Source organism: Psychrobacter sp. CX90 (assembly GCF_057396305.2).
Map to the genome: position 1 here is coordinate 117,052 of NZ_CM182008.1, position 15,930 is coordinate 132,981.

The 15,930-nt window shown below is 40.9% G+C and carries 12 protein-coding genes; 5 read left to right on the forward strand and 7 right to left on the reverse strand.

Annotation, left to right across the window (positions count from 1 at the left end; all coding sequences use genetic code 11):
- Nucleotides 1-15: 15 nt before the first annotated feature.
- Complete coding sequence (locus AC2SLN_RS00500) at nucleotides 16-498, reverse strand: FKBP-type peptidyl-prolyl cis-trans isomerase (RefSeq protein WP_486550306.1); 483 nt, start codon at nucleotides 496-498, stop codon at nucleotides 16-18.
- A gap of 336 nt (nucleotides 499-834) precedes the next feature.
- Between AC2SLN_RS00500 and AC2SLN_RS00505 the strand changes: the two genes are divergently transcribed.
- Nucleotides 835-2,712 carry a M61 family metallopeptidase gene (locus AC2SLN_RS00505; protein WP_486550304.1) on the forward strand — a complete coding sequence of 626 codons (1,878 nt, stop codon included), beginning with the start codon at nucleotides 835-837 and terminating at the stop codon, nucleotides 2,710-2,712.
- Nucleotides 2,713-3,218: 506 nt separating this feature from the next.
- Nucleotides 3,219-3,602: a hypothetical protein gene (locus AC2SLN_RS00510; RefSeq protein ID WP_486550303.1), complete on the forward strand. Its 384-nt coding sequence runs from the start codon at nucleotides 3,219-3,221 to the stop codon at nucleotides 3,600-3,602.
- 175 nt (nucleotides 3,603-3,777) lie between these two features.
- Here the strand turns inward: AC2SLN_RS00510 and AC2SLN_RS00515 are convergent, their stop codons facing one another.
- Together AC2SLN_RS00515 and AC2SLN_RS00520 are read right to left on the reverse strand one after the other, a co-directional pair.
- Nucleotides 3,778-4,377, reverse strand: coding sequence for a DJ-1/PfpI family protein (locus tag AC2SLN_RS00515; protein ID WP_486550301.1), 600 nt, complete (start codon nucleotides 4,375-4,377; stop codon nucleotides 3,778-3,780).
- Nucleotides 4,378-4,395: 18 nt separating this feature from the next.
- Entirely contained in the window at nucleotides 4,396-4,536 is a 141-nt protein-coding gene (locus tag AC2SLN_RS00520; protein ID WP_495057347.1) for a hypothetical protein, read from the reverse strand.
- 147 nt (nucleotides 4,537-4,683) lie between these two features.
- Between AC2SLN_RS00520 and AC2SLN_RS00525 the strand changes: the two genes are divergently transcribed.
- Entirely contained in the window at nucleotides 4,684-5,601 is a 918-nt protein-coding gene (locus AC2SLN_RS00525; protein WP_486550297.1) for a DMT family transporter, read from the forward strand.
- A 325-nt stretch (nucleotides 5,602-5,926) separates the two neighbouring features.
- Here AC2SLN_RS00525 and merB read toward each other — a convergent pair whose 3' ends face one another.
- From merB to AC2SLN_RS00545, 4 genes are all read right to left on the reverse strand, one after another.
- Complete coding sequence (gene merB / locus AC2SLN_RS00530) at nucleotides 5,927-6,553, reverse strand: organomercurial lyase (protein ID WP_486550295.1); 627 nt, start codon at nucleotides 6,551-6,553, stop codon at nucleotides 5,927-5,929.
- 198 nt (nucleotides 6,554-6,751) lie between these two features.
- Nucleotides 6,752-7,357: a pseudouridine synthase gene (locus tag AC2SLN_RS00535; RefSeq protein WP_486550294.1), complete on the reverse strand. Its 606-nt coding sequence runs from the start codon at nucleotides 7,355-7,357 to the stop codon at nucleotides 6,752-6,754.
- Nucleotides 7,358-7,986: 629 nt separating this feature from the next.
- Nucleotides 7,987-10,203, reverse strand: a complete 2,217-nt coding sequence (locus AC2SLN_RS00540) for an NADP-dependent isocitrate dehydrogenase (protein WP_486550292.1) — start codon at nucleotides 10,201-10,203, stop codon at nucleotides 7,987-7,989.
- A gap of 741 nt (nucleotides 10,204-10,944) precedes the next feature.
- Nucleotides 10,945-13,164, reverse strand: coding sequence for an NADP-dependent isocitrate dehydrogenase (locus tag AC2SLN_RS00545; RefSeq protein WP_486550290.1), 2,220 nt, complete (start codon nucleotides 13,162-13,164; stop codon nucleotides 10,945-10,947).
- Between the two features lie 782 nt (nucleotides 13,165-13,946).
- Here AC2SLN_RS00545 and AC2SLN_RS00550 point away from each other — a divergent pair.
- Both AC2SLN_RS00550 and AC2SLN_RS00555 read left to right on the forward strand, forming a co-directional pair.
- On the forward strand, nucleotides 13,947-15,182 hold the full coding sequence (locus tag AC2SLN_RS00550) for a GNAT family N-acetyltransferase (RefSeq protein WP_486550288.1): 1,236 nt from the start codon (nucleotides 13,947-13,949) through the stop codon (nucleotides 15,180-15,182).
- A 187-nt stretch (nucleotides 15,183-15,369) separates the two neighbouring features.
- The gene (locus AC2SLN_RS00555) at nucleotides 15,370-15,825 is read left to right on the forward strand and encodes a chorismate--pyruvate lyase family protein (protein ID WP_486550286.1); all 456 of its coding nucleotides are present in this window, start codon (nucleotides 15,370-15,372) and stop codon (nucleotides 15,823-15,825) included.
- Nucleotides 15,826-15,930: the final 105 nt, after the last annotated feature.

Sequence of the window (15,930 nt, forward strand, 5' to 3'; positions counted from 1 at the left end):
GGATTGGTATGGAAATTAGTGTTGAACGCCACCAGCACCATGTACATGACCATGGTTTAATTCGTCTTCAGTGGCTGCACGCACTTCAACGATTTCTACGTCAAAGCTAAGGGTTTTGCCAGCTAATGGATGGTTTGCATCAACCGTTACCGTTTCGTCATTGACATCAGTAACGGTTACTAGCATCACTTGACCTTCAGCTTCTGATTGGAACTGCATGCCAGGTTGGATATCGTCAACACCTTGGAAGTTTGAACGTGGCACTTTTTGTACCGCTTGTTCTTGGTATTCGCCATAAGCATCAGCAGGCGCTATAACGGCAGTTAATGATTCGCCAGCAGACTTCCCTTCAAGCTCTTTTTCAAGACCGGGAATGATATTGCCATGGCCATGAAGGTAGGCTAGAGGCTCGCCTTGCGACTGGTCGATAACATTGCCTTGGTCGTCTTTAAGCGTGTAGTTAAAACGTACTGCCGTATCTTTTGCAATTGTTGTCATAAAAAATCCTAAATTATAAGAGTTCGGTAAATCATTAAAAAAACACAATAAGTAAGGGTTCACACACGCACTGCCATACCTTTTTTATTGCCTTGTTTAGTAGATTGTGATGCAGGTTAACGGTTTCAAGTCTAATATTCAATAAAATTTAAAAAATATTGAGTTTTTAAGAGAATGAATAAGTCATTGATTAGTTAACATTGAATAAGAAGGACATTTAGCCGTATTAGATAAGTTGCACTTTACCGAGTGTGGACTTACTATAAATACAGCCCTAAGCTATTTAAGCCTTTTTAACTTAACAAATAAACATAACATTTATATGAATCAAACCTTATGATAACTTCTAATAAAACATTAGCTCACACCCAACCGATAAGCTATCGTTTCGACTTTAGCCGATTTACCCAACATCTGGTCGATGTTACCTTAACGTTTGTCGCTCATCAAGACGCACCAACATTATGGTTGCCTGCTTGGATACCGGGTAGTTACTTAATGCGCGAGTTTGCACGCAACATCACCGCGGTTCATTTCCAAACTCACAAAGACGATAAAGGTCAGCTTGGCAATCTCTTACGCGCGAACAAGCTAAGCAAAAACGAATGGCAGTTAACGGATCTGAAGTTTGGAGAGACCGTAGAGGTCACTTACGAAGTGTACTGTTATGATTTATCAGTACGCACAGCCTATGTCGATCAACAGCGCTTGTATGGCAACTTTACCTCACTTGCGCTAGCGGTAGAAGGGCTAGAGGATTTGCAAGTTAACGTTACATTAAGTGTTCCTCAAGCTTTCTATGACTTACAACATGATAGTGACAATCAAAAACAAGTCAAAATCGCTTGTGGACTAAAACATACTCATATCCATAACGATGCCCAGTATTATTATCATCTTGAAGCCGATAATTATGCCGAATTAATCGATTATCCGTTTGAGATTGCCCCACAAGACGAGTTTGATTTCATCATACATGATGACAGTCACAACACCATTGCCCATCGTTTTTATATTGCAGGCAAGCACACAGCCAATATGGGCAGACTGCAACAAGATGTGAACCACATCTGCCAAACCTATCTAAATTGGTTAGGTGATGCCCCTTTTAAAGACTACACCTTTATGACCTATGCCAGTGGCAACGACTATGGCGGGCTAGAACATATTAACTCAACCAGCCTTGTCACCCCACGTAGCGACTTGCCAACGCAACAAGAAGCCGATGAACCTAGCGAGGCCTACCAACGCTTTTTAGGCTTATGTAGTCATGAATATTTCCACTCATGGTGGGTGAAAACCGTTCGTCCTGATGTGATGCTTGACGTTGACTTACGCCGTGAGGCATACACACCACTACTATGGGTATTTGAAGGCTTTACGTCATACATTGACGACTTTATGCTACAAGCCTCAGGCGTGGTCAACAAAGACAGCTATCTTAAATTGTTGGGCACACAGATTAACCGCTACACCCAAACTCATGGACGTCATTTGCAAAGCGTCGCAGAGTCCAGCTTTGATGCGTGGATTAAGCTATACCGAGCCGATGAAAATACGGGTAACGCAGGCATTAGCTATTACAACAAAGGGGCGCTAGTTGCCTTATGTTTAGACCTCACGTTGAGGCAGCATAGCGATGGCAAATACCGTATTTTTGATGTGGTCAAAGCCTTCTATGCCAAAGCTAAAGCTGAAAATAACAAACGCATCGGTATGGACAATGATAATCTTGAAGCGGTCATTGGTCAGTTTATCGACAAACAAATATGGCAAGACTTCAAAGCCCGTTATGTTGACGGCGTAGAAGAGTTACCAATCAAGCAGCTACTTGAGGCCAATGGCGTTATTCTTAGCGTTGACGATAAAGACAACACCTTAGCGTGGGGCATTGCGGTTAGCGAAACCTCAGAGGGGTTAAACGTCAACAAAGTATTGCGTGATAGCGTGGCCAGTGAGGCAGGGTTATCAGCGAAAGACATCATAGTTGCGATTGACGGCGTTAAAGCGACCAAAAAACAACTACAAAGCGTTGCAGAATCGAATCTTGAAGCTATTGAGTGTCATGCGTTCCGCCGTGATGAGCTAATGACCTTTACTGTGGCCAATAAAACTCAATCGGGCATTACCGCCAATCCTAGTTTAGAAAAAGTGAGTTTGAGTTTAAACGACTCAGGGTATGAGCAATGGTTGACGCCTAGCTTTGTAAAGTAGTTTTGTGAAATAATTCTTTGGCGTCTTTGCTGAAGTCATTTTATGACGTCGTTTTTTGTAATGGTTTAGGAGCTAATCCAGCTTTACGCTACTATCTTGGTTGGTACTGCGGCGTGCGCTAATGATACGTGTCGTTCCTGCTTCACGATAACGCCACTTATCAAGCGCACGCACCGCAGTACTGCACCAAGTATATCCGCTTCAATCTGGGCTAAACGACCTCATTAGGGCAACGGTGGTCTTTAAATTTGATAATTTATTTTGGATTCAAAGGGTTTAATTCATCCACAGCCCTTCCTTTACAAAAGGAAGAGAGCGCAATTTTCTAGCTAGGAGCTAAGCTACACTAGAATCAATCGCTTACTACGTACCTTCGTTTTGAAAAGTTGTTTTTTTAAAAACAGTGATGGTTTTGGACTTAATTGAGTTTCAAGTTATTAAGTATTTGGAGTTTTATCCAAATTGCTAATTTGAGATATTTATAAAAGAGTATGACGGATTAAAATATGCTATCAGTTCAACATATAGCCTTTGACGATCATAAAGATGTCACTGAACCTGCTAAAGATTTCGATGAGTTTGAGCTAAATAGTGATTCTTTCGACTTAACAGTATATTTGACGATAGGTAATGAAGAAGCAGGTAGTAATTATTATTTTCACGTAGATAGTTATTATGATAGTGGTACTGATAAACCCATTATTAATAATTATGAGGTGTATTTTCGTCAAAAGGGCGAGTTTTCAATGAAATATTTTGATAAGTATATTTTATTAAATTTTATTAACGAATTGGTTGTTAATAATTTTAAGCGGCTGGGTTTATATGAGCAGTCTGCAGCTCTCTCGAACTATTTTCACTGGGAGTATGATAATTATAAAGATAAATAAGGGTAGGACTTGTATTTTAAAAAAGTTTTACTTCGATAATAAGCATGGTATGGATTAATAATAGCGCAACTCGCAAGATTATTTTACAAACATAAATACAGTCAGTCTGCTGATTTTAAAGAAGTAATAGTTTATTTTGGGTAAAAATCATACATTGTGACTATAGCTTCTTATATCATAATGAAAACCCAAACTCATCAAACCGACTATCAGACGCCCAGCGATATTCTGTTTCTTTAGCCACTTGCTGTGCAAGCTCAATACCATACCTATCCGCAATAAAACCCAACGCCATATCCATGCCTGCACTCACGCCAGCAGAGGTGTAGTATTTACCATCGACCACCCAGCGGGCGTGTTTAATCCAGTTAACGCTATTAGATTGTGATGTTGCCCATTCCCAAGCTATTTTGTTGGATGTCGCTTGCTTGCCATCGAGTAAGCCTGCTTTCGCCAACAAAGCACTACCCGTACAAACAGACAATACCCACTCAGCGGTATCAGCAAGTTGACGTAAGTTTTCTAAAAATCGAGTATGATTAATCTGCTTTCGAGTACCTAGTCCACCAACGATCAGTAAAATATCGGTAGGGTTCGGTAAACTGGTAACAGAGTGAGTCGGCACGGATACACCGTGGGCATTATGAACTAACCCGCCGTTTAGGGAACAAAACTGAACAGTATAACGGTCATTGAGTCTGCCAAACATCTCAACAGGGCCGAAGAGGTCTAAGGTTTCGAAGTCATCAAATATCAAAGCGGTTATATGTTGCATGATGTTTAAGTCTCGACTTTATCTGTATTTAGCAAAGCGGGGTTGGTAAGGGCTACCTTTTGTGACGTTATACACTTTTGTACCGGCAAGTAGAGTTTGAGTCAATAAGCTTTCAGTGATTTCTTTTAATTTCTTGTGGTTGGTTTTGTTTGGTTTCACTGATTGGCTACCTAATAAATAAGTCATCATTTATGGGATTTAACACTTAAGCTTAAAAAATATACTGCATTATAAAGATTTTCTTTTAGAATTTAGGTATCATTTGATATTTTAAATTCAACCTCATACTTTGGTAAAAAGCGCACTATGTCATATCATCAGCCTCTACAAGGCGCGTTTTGGATGGTCATAGCAGGCTTCCTGTTTGCTATTATAAATACCACCATTCAATACTTAGGTATCAACTTCGGTCTAGGCTCAGCTGCGGCAGTGTTATTTCAATATGGCATTGCGCTTCTGTTGTTTTTGCCATTAATGCGGACAGGTACTATTCGAGCGGCGGTCAAGTCCGACTTTAGAGTGTTGCATGTTATTCGAGTGGGCTTTTCAGTGATTGGCATTCAATTGTGGACATGGGCGCTGGCGTATCCGGTACCGATTTGGCAAGGGATTGCGCTACTGATGGTATCTCCTTTATTTGCCACCGTGGGGTCGGGGCTTATCTTGCGTGAGTCGGTCAGTATGGTGCGCTGGGTGGCAACATTGGTGGGTTTTGTCGGGGCAATGTTGGTATTGCAGCCGTGGTCAGATGCGTTTATGTTAGCCAGCTTGCTACCATTGGCGGCGGCATTTTTTTGGGCCTGTGCCTCACTGATGACCAAGTTTACTGTCAGCCACGATACGCCAAGTACCCTTGTATTTTATTTACTGGTATTAATGCTGCCGTTTAACCTGTTGTTTGGCATACCGCAGCTATTATTACCAAGTGATTGGCATATTTGGGGTTTGTTAATATTGGCAGGCGCATTAACCGCTTTCGCACAGTGGGCAATCGCTAAAGCATACTCGGTGGCGGATGCGTCTTTTGTGCAGCCCTTTGATCATATTAAGTTGCCATTGAATGTGCTGGCAGGGTTTATTGTGTTTGGCTGGGTACCACCCGGTATGCTTTGGGTAGGCTCTGCATTAATCATTGCGTCTGTGGTATTTGTGACCCATTATGAGCGTCGTCGTAACCCTGTCGAGGTGTTGTGGGAAGATACGCATAAAGAGGGTGAAAAGTAGGCAGCCGTCTCGAGTAGACGGTCGTCTATGTTAGTTGGTTACTTGGCTAAGCAAAACTAGGCCAATTCATAGACCCAAATATCCAATAGACATCTGAGTAGGAAATGAAGCAATGAGTAAAAGGTTTAATACAACAAACAAGATATCCTTTTCTCATTGCTAATAACCATCCTATGATTCCTAACATTAGGTAGATAAAAAGTGTGGCTAATCCTACCGATCTTAACGAGTTAATTCCACAAATCATATTCTTTGAAATAGACGACATACTAAGCCGAAAAGGTGCTTGAGTGGTGGTCAAGTGACTGCAGAGAGGATTTAACGTCTATGCTAATGCCATCACTATCTTTTGAGTACGAGCCAACATTTCAGCCATATCAACGACTTCACAGTTATATTGGTTGGCATATATTTGTGCATTTTGAGGGTTGGTAAATGCTTTTGTTCGACAGCAAAAGCAAGCCCGTATTGACTCATTCATTTGTGTGTCGCCCAGCGGAAAACTAAACCAGCAGTCATTACAGTTAAACGCTGTGCCATCAAATTCAATCTCAATTTTAGTATTGCTAATAGGGTCGACGGTATGAATGGTGGCGGATTTTCCTACGAGCTTGGTAATAAAAAAAGCATCCCAAATACACCAAGCGAAAACATTAGCGGATGACCATTCAATAACGTGTTCAGTGGCATTATTGTTTTTATCATCAATATAATGAGAATTTTGGCATCCGAAACAGGACGTTATCCTGCCAGCATGACTGTCAATGCATAATGATGCGTGAGTACTATCTTGCATGATGAGTTGATAGTCTTGTGTATTCGGAGATAACCCTTGAGAAAACTGCTCGTATAAACGTTGTAAGCTTTGTTTGGCAATAGGTTTTAGCGCTTTTATATCGTCAATTAATAAGTGATATAGACTTTTGGAGCTATCAACAACAAGTACGTCCATAAATATTTTCCAGTATATAAAATGTTATAACATAACATTTTATATACTGGTTTATCGTGATGCAACTAAAAAAAGCTTCTCGGTTGTGAATACACCGTGAAAGTCAGCGTCTCGGTATAAATAAACCGGTAAGAACGTCTGACTGATAACTCCTTTTATTAAAATTTGCATACGCTTAAATAAACGCCTTAATAAATGTTACCTTAATCCCAACTCTTTTAAACGCTTATGGCTTAAATGCACCCGCACAAACTCGCCAACCCCTAAATTACCCAATTCAAATCCAGCCACTGACCAGCGGATAAGTCGCAAGCAGGGTAGGCCGACATGCGCGGTCATCCGTCTAACTTGACGGTTTTTACCCTCATAAATGGTCATCATCAGCCATGAGTCGGGCACACTTTTACGTTCGCGTATGGGCGGGTCACGTTGCCATAATGGCATGGGTAATTCGTCTTCACTGACATGCTTAACCTCAGCTGGAAGCGTTTTGCCATCTTTTAACACCACACCGTCTCGTAATTGATTCAGTTGTTCTTGAGTTGGGATGCCTTCGACTTGCACCAGATACGTTTTACCTTGTTTGCGACCCTGATTGGCTTTGGGGGGATGGGTAATGGCTTTATTGACCTGACCGTCCGAGGTCAAGATAAGCAGTCCTTCACTGGTGGCATCTAATCGACCTGCCACACGTAGCGACTTATCGGTAAAGAACTGTGATAACGGGGCAAATTTATTATTAGCATCGTCACTAAACTGGCTTTGTACGCCGTAGGGTTTGTTAAAGAGGATGACGGATGACATATATATTTCGAATAGTTGAAAGAATAGATCAAGTTTACCATGACCTAAACATTAGGGGCTGTATAGAATTGATTCATGGAACTGGCGGAGACTATTTTTTAGACAATATGCAGTGAAATTTTCGACGCTTAGTCATTCTAAGTTAGACAATTTCGCAATATATTGGCAAAAAATAGTCCCGCCCTCACTCGAGCATAGCTCTTGCCTTGCGAACAGGCAAAGCAATGCTTTGCTTAATCCGTTCTCAGGGCTGATGCTAAAATTGCCCTAGACGGTGTTGCAAACCTCGCTAAGGTCTGGACATTATCTTCGGTTTACGCCTAGTCTAGAACACCTTTAGCTATCAGCAGTCCTAATTAATCAATTCTATACAGCCCCTAAGTATAAAAAAGCACCCCGAAACGTATAGCTTCAGGGTGCTCTTGTCATGGTTTGGCAAGGTGGTATCTACTAACATGACATATTTAAGTCAAAACTCATTATTTCGGTTAAGCTCATAAAATCCCTCCCCAACCCTCCCTTTAAAAAGGGAGGGAGCTAACTTTTTAAATATTTAACATGAAAAAAGTTTTTCTTTGAATAGGAGGGTTTTATATTGTGTGTAGCGTGGTTGGTAATCTACGGTGATACTAAAGCGACGCAATAGCATCATTAAGCGTGGTGCTTGGGCGCATGACACTTTCTGCTAACGATTCGTTAGGCAAATAATAGCCCTCAATATCAACTGGGTTCCCCTGAACATCATTTAACTGCTTGATAATAGACTCTGCATTATTTGAGAGTGTTTTAGCAAGCGGTGTAAATTGCGCTTTTAGCGCATTGTCTTGGTTTTGCTCGGCTAATTCCTGCGCCCAATACATGGCCAGATAGAAGTGACTGCCACGAGTGTCTAATTCGCCTACTTTACGAGAGGGAGATTTATTATTTAATAAAAGTGTTTCGGTAGCTTTATCAAGCGTATCAGATAACACTTGTGCTTTAGTATTGTCATGCTTTTCCGCCAAGTACTCCAGCGATACTGCTAAGGCTAAAAACTCGCCTAAGGAATCCCAACGTAAGTGATTCTCTTTGAGTAACTGTTTGACATGCTTAGGCGCTGAGCCACCGGCACCGGTTTCAAACAAGCCGCCACCCTTCATCAGGGGAACAATAGATAGCATTTTTGCGCTCGTGCCCAGCTCTAGAATAGGGAACAAGTCAGTGAGGTAATCACGCAACACGTTACCCGTTACAGAGATAGTATCTTTCCCATTGACTAGACGTTCAAGGGTATAGTGAGTGGCGTCCTTAACCGACATGATGCGAATATCTAAATCACTGGTGTCATAGTCTTTTAAATAACGCTCGACTTTCTTGATAAGCTGCGCATGGTGTGGGCGGTTTTTATCAAGCCAAAAAATAGCGGGTGTGTTACTGGCTTTAGCACGAGACACTGCTAGCTTGACCCAGTCTTGAATAGGGGCATCTTTGACTTGAGACATACGCCAGATATCACCTGTCTCTACGCTGTGCTCAGTTAATACCTTACCATCCGCATCTATCATGCGAACCATACCATCCGTTGTCATTTGGAATGTCTTGTCATGCGAACCATATTCTTCCGCTTTTTGTGCCATTAAACCTACGTTGGGCACCGTACCCATTGTGGTCGGATCAAAAGCACCATGCTCTTTACTAAATGCGATGACTTCTTGATAAAGGCCGGCATAGCTACTGTCTGGGATGACCGCTTTAGTGTCATGTAGCTTACCGTCAGGACCCCACATTTGACCGCCACTGCGAATCATCGCTGGCATGGATGCATCAACAATGACATCACTGGGTACATGGAGGTTGGTAATCCCTTTATCAGAATCAACCATTGCCAAAGCGGGGTTGCTTTTATATATTGAATTAATATCGCCTTCAATCTCTTCGCGTTGCTCTAAGGGCAACTCTTCAAGTTTAGAAAGTAGATTGGCAAACCCATAATTGACATTCACATCCAGAACTTTGAAGGTATCGCCATACTTTTCAAATAACTCTTTAAAATAAACTCTAACCGCCTCCCCGAATATGATGGGATCAGAGACTTTCATCATGGTCGCTTTTAGATGCAATGAAAGCAGTATGCCAGATTTTTTGGCATCGGCGACTTGTTCTTCCAAAAATGCTGTTAGCGCCGTTTTACTCAAAATAGAGGCATCGACAATCTCGCCTTCAAGCAGAGGTGCTGGAGATTTAAGCTCGGTAACGTTGCCATCTTTACCAATAAACTCAATTCGATACTCAGTCGCTTTTTCAATGGTTATAGATTGTTCAGTAGCCGCAAAGTCGCCTGAGCTCATGGTGGCAACATGAGTTTTGGAGTCAGGAGACCACTTGGCCATGGAATGCGGATGGCTTCTTGCAAAAGCTTTGACTGCTTTTGGTGCACGTCTATCAGAGTTACCCTCACGCAGTATGGGGTTTACTGCACTGCCTTTAATTTTGTCGTATCGTTTACGAACGTCTTTGTCCTCATCACTCTCGGGATGGTCAGGGTAATCAGGTAAAGCATAGCCTTTACTCTGTAACTCTTTAATAGCCGCTTTTAATTGTGGAATAGACGCGCTGATATTAGGCAATTTAATAATATTTGCTTCAGGCTCATTAACCAGCTTACCCAATTGCGCTAGGGCGTCAGGAATACGTTGTTCTTCGGTCAAATAATCAGCAAAAGAGGCAATAATTCGTCCCGCCAGTGAAATATCACTGGTTTCGATCTCAATATTTGCTGTTTGAGCAAACGCCTTAACAATAGGCAAGAAAGATAGGGTGGCAAGAGCGGGGGCTTCATCGGTTTTTGTATAAATAATTTTTGACATTATGATTGTCTATTCCTTTAGCAAGTTGTTAATTAAAAATTCGAAAGGTAGGTCAATAGCGATATGATATTAATGCAAAGATTTAAAATTAGAGTCGTTTAATAACTCACATAGGTATTTTAGTAGAGACGCTTAAGACTGGTATAAAAGTTTATTGAGTTAAAATTTAGCTAAATTATATCATTTAACTTGCTTTTGAGGGTATTGGAAACGCTTATGACACGTTAACCGACTACACATTCGATACGATGTCAATATAGTATAATGAACGAGGTGTCTCTTGTTTACTATAATGACTGATATTAATTTATATTAAACTATTTAGAGCATTTTTAACTAAAAAATGCATTTAATAAAAATGCATTTAATACATTGATATGTTTGAGTGTTTAAGTTTGACAATAAACAACACCCCAAGAATCTACTGACTCTTGGGGTGTTGTTTATTGTTTCATTCAGACTCAAAAGTTGGTCATAATTTAACTTATAACCTGTATTCACAACCTATGGTTGACTATTTTTATCTATAATAAGCCACTACTTCGTTAAAATTAGGATTAAATAGAATGACTATTCAACCTGCGCTTTTAACTTGATGGTGTCTCGTATTGACTCATTTTATTCAAAAAATCCTTCAACGTTAGCTTATGAATACAGGTTCTGATTATTGTCCAATAATAAAGCCTTTTAATACAGTAGACCTATTAATGAATAAGTTAGCTACTGATTTAACTAATTTAATTACAGTGTGGCTAATGTGTCATTAAGCAATTTGCTCGGGCGCATGACACTTTCTGCTAACTTTTCATCAGCGAGGTAATAGCCCTTAAGATCTACAGGCTTACCTTGAACGTCATTTAGCTCTTTAATAATGGCTGCTTCATTACTGATTAGTTTATCGGCAAGCGGGGCAAATTGTGCTTTTAAATCTGCGTCTTGATCTTGTGCGGCAAGCTCTTGCGCCCAGTACATTGCTAGATAGAAGTGACTACCACGGTTATCAAGCTCACCTGTTTTACGTGAGGGTGATTTGTTATTTGAGAGTAGTTTTTCTGTCGCTTTGTCCAGAGAGTCGGCCAGTACTTTCGCTTTGGCATTATTATCGTTTTTAGACAAATGCTCTAAAGATTCAGTCAATGCCAAGAATTCGCCTAGTGAATCCCAACGTAAATGGTTTTCCTCAAGCAGCTGTTGAACGTGCTTAGGCGCAGAACCGCCTGCACCAGTCTCAAACAAACCACCGCCTTTCATCAAGGGTACAACGGACAACATTTTGGCACTGGTGCCTAATTCTAGAATTGGGAATAAGTCGGTTAGGTAATCACGTAGGATATTCCCTGTGACCGAGATGGTATCAAGACCTCTAGCAACGCGCTCTAAGGTATAACGCATCGCCCGAACCTGTGACATAATTTTTATTTGTAGACCTTCGGTATCATGGTCTTTTAGGTAGGTTTCAACTTTTTTAATTAATTCATTTTCATGGGGTCTATAAGGGTCTAACCAGAATACGGCTGGCGTATTTGATTCACGGGCACGGCGCACCGCAAGTTTAACCCAGTCTTGAATAGGCGCATCTTTGACTTGACACATACGCCAAATATCACCCTCTTCCACCCGTTGCTCAAGTAAGACCTCATCGGTATTAATGTCCACAATACGAGCCATGCCTGCATCACTAGACTCAAAGGTCTTATCGTGAGAGCCATATTCCTCAGCTTTTTGTGCCATTAGGCCAACGTTAGGTACAGTCCCCATGGTTGTTGGATCAAAATTACCATGCCATTTGCAGAAATTAATCATCTCTTGATAAATACGAGCAAATGTAGACTCCGGCATCACGGCTTTACAGTCATATAAGTTGCCATCGGCACCCCACATTTTACCCCCATTACGAATCATAGCGGGCATTGAGGCATCGACAATAATGTCACTTGGCGAATGGAAGTTAGTGATGCCTTTTGCAGAGTCAACCATAGCTAGGCGTGGGCGATGCTCTTGACAGGCATGTAGATCGCGTTCAATTTCCTCACGCTTTGAAGTGGGTAGGTTTGATATTTTATCGTACAAGTCTGCCATACCGTTATTAACGTTAATACCTAACTCATCGAACAGATCACCATGCTTCTCGAATGCGTCTTTGTAATAAATTTTAACGGCATGTCCAAATACAATCGGGTGCGACACTTTCATCATGGTCGCTTTTACATGCAGTGAAAACAGAATGTCTGCTTCTTTACAATCTTGCATTTCACGCTCATAAAAATCTAATAGCGATTTTTTGCTCATGAACATAAGGTCGATGACTTCTTTGTCTTGTAACGCTATTTCTGGTTTTAATATCTTCTTAGTGCCATCATCAGCCAACAGCTCCATCCGCACGGTACGGGCTTTATCTAGGGTCATCGACTGTTCGCCATGGTAGAAGTCGCCACTATGCATATGAGACACGTGGGTGCTTGACCATTGTTTCCATTCGCCCATTGCGTGAGGATGTTTGCGAGCAAAGTTTTTTACTGCTTTAGGCGCACGGCGGTCTGAGTTACCCTCACGTAAAACAGGATTGACCGCACTGCCTAACGCCTTACCATAACGCTTACGAATCTCTTTTTCTTCGTCTGTTTGTGGATCTTCTGGAAAATCAGGCACAGCGAACCCTTTGCTTTGTAGCTCTTTAATACAGGCTTTAAGCTGCTGAACAGATGCACTAATGTTTGGTAATTTAATAATGTTGGTATCTGGATCCTGCGTTAATCGTCCCAGCTCAGCAAGATTGTCAGGAACCCGTTGTTCTTCAGTTAAATAATCGGGGAATTCAGCCAATACTCGTGCTGCAACAGAGATATCACTTGTTTCAACCGAAACGCCTGCTGTTTTGGTAAATGCTTTAACAATAGGCAGGAATGAGAAGGTGGCTAGGGCTGGGGCTTCGTCGGTTTTTGTATAAATAATTTTTGACATAGGTTTTATTTTATCCCTTTAGGTTATAGTTGATACAGGTTCTTAATTATTATCTAATAATACAATATAAAAATGGACTGTGCGGTTAAATCGAATAAATAAGAAGCAAAAATAAACAAAGTGTCTTATTAAAAAGTTTCTTATTAAAAAGTCTCTTATTAAAATATGAAACTGACTAGAGCATCGCCTTGGTTGAATCTGCCCTATACATAATTATATCATTTAACCTAACTTAACTTAAAGTGACTTGCCGGCGCTATGGCGCTATATAGTTATAAGCCTATCGTAAATGTTAACTAAAAATCCAGACAAATGTTACCTAATGTGGTTGGATAGATAAACTCTGTAACAGTTATAGCTAGTCATCTAGCGTACTATGCTATTTTTTTACATCATACCTACCGAAGTGTTACCTGATAGGGATAATACAATTAGGTACTATAAGGGTTAGCTTATTGTTTAGTGTGTTATTAGTAGTCGAAAATGAATGTTTTAATACTTGCTAGTGGCTGTATATAATTCAAATATTAGCCTTAAAGGCACTAGAAAGGCACCAGAGAGAGATCTATTAGGTTAGACTATAAAAACTGGCATTATTTCATTATAGATATAAGATAGAGACTTTGTTTATTATACTTTGGCGATCTATCGGAGATAATTTTATAAATTTGTTAGGTTAAGTGTTAATGTTTTAACTTTGTTTTTACAGTTTTTATTCATGTTTTTGCCGCTGTTTCAATCAATACTTCTTTCACTATTACCTAATAATTAATACCTGACTTATGACTTATTCCTATGCGCTGACTCAAGATACCGATTGGCAAAATCGCCCCCAATGGCAAGTGCCAGATACACCCTTTATGTCATTTAAATATTGGCAAGCCCTTACTCATACGGGTGCCATTGGTGCAGAGTCAGGCTGGGTACCTTTGTATGTTCTTATCTATAAAGATGATATCAATGCGCCTGTTGCAGTAATGCCGTTATTTATTAAAGGCCATCATCAAGGTGAATACGTATTTGATCATGCATGGGCGGAGGCTTATGCCCGTTATGGTGTCGATTATTACCCCAGATTAGTGACCAGTGTGCCGTATACACCAGTGAGTGGAGGGCGGTTTTGGCTAGCTGAAGGCGCAACGCTAGATAACGACATTTGGCAAACTGCAATAGCCGCAATAGACGAAGTAGCCAAGCAAACTGGCGCCTCAAGCTGGCATGGTTTATTTATCGAGCCAGAGCAAGTTGAAATAAATAAATCGTTACCCAGAACACTATTTAAGCATCAGTTATTAGAACGCCAAGGCTGTCAGTTTTTATGGCACAATCAAAATTTAACCCAGCTAGATTGCGATGGTAAGCCTCAGCCCTTTGGTAGTTTTGAGGACTTTTTGTCTACCTTGACTGCTAAAAAGCGCAAAAATATTCGAGCCGAACGTAAGAAAATAGCCAAGCAAAAATTACGTTGCCAGATTAAAAAAGGTAATGAAATCACAGAGCGTGACTGGGAGATTTTCTATCAATGCTATGCCATGACCTACGCTGTACGTGGTCGTTATCCATACTTAAATCAAGACTTCTTTGATCAAATAGCTCAAACCATGTCAGGCAATCTAATGCTGGCACAAGGGATAGACGAGACTGGCAATATCATAGCCAGCAGTTTATTCTTTTATGATGATCCGGCGCAGCCCAATGCAACCTTATATGGACGGTATTGGGGCTCGCTTGAAGAGTATGACAGTTTGCACTTTGAGCTATGCTACTATCAAGGTATCGAGTTTGCCATCGAGCAAGGTTTGCAAAATTTTGACCCCGGTACCCAAGGCGAGCACAAGCTTATTCGAGGCTTTGTGCCGACCAAGACCTACTCTTTACATCGTATTTATGATGATCGATTTGAACCCGCCATTGTCAAGTTCTGTGAGCAAGATCGCGACTATATGTATCAATATCGCAGGCAAGCTCATGAATCATTGCCATTTAATATTGATAATATGCCTCAGTTTAAAGGCTGAGCCAAAATTACCATTCATTAAGTTAAATTTTAATAAAACTTTTTACCTACCCTCTTTTCCCTAAGCCTTCATGCCGTATCCGATTATGCAACTCAATCAATCTAATAAAACTTGAAATACTGTTTTTAGTTTAAAGGACAATCAAACAATGGTCGCAGGGTCTAAACTTAGGGATAACAAAAATCTCTTGTCAGAAGAAACCCTACTTTGGCTAACCTCCGACGGTTCATTGACGGCGTTATTAGAAGATAAAGCCGGTCAACCTTTAAAAGTCGAGCGCACCTTTGAAGGCTATCGCCCGTTAACGTTGCCTCAAAAAAAACAGTTGGGTTATAAAGGGTACCAACTGAATCGTCCTATGCTGGCATGGGTGCGTGAGGTATTACTCTATGGCAATGCTACTATGCCGTGGGTGGCTGCGCAAAGTGTATTTCCGCTGACAAGCTTAGCGGGGGAGGCGAGACGGCTCAAATATTTGCAGGGTACGCCTATTGGCTATGTGATGTTCAAGCGACAGGCGACCTTGCCGAGTCAAAGAGTGATACAGTTGACACCACAAGGTTGGCGACGAAGTACAGTCTATCAGTGGCACCATAGACAGATATTAATTAGTGAAACCTTTTTGCCAGAATTTTTTAGCTAAAAAGCCTATAAAGTTGCAGATAGCTTATTTTGGTATTTTTAAGAATCAGCGAAACCTTAAAAACGCCATATTCGGGCGGCGTTTTTGTCTATTTTCAGCCTAATT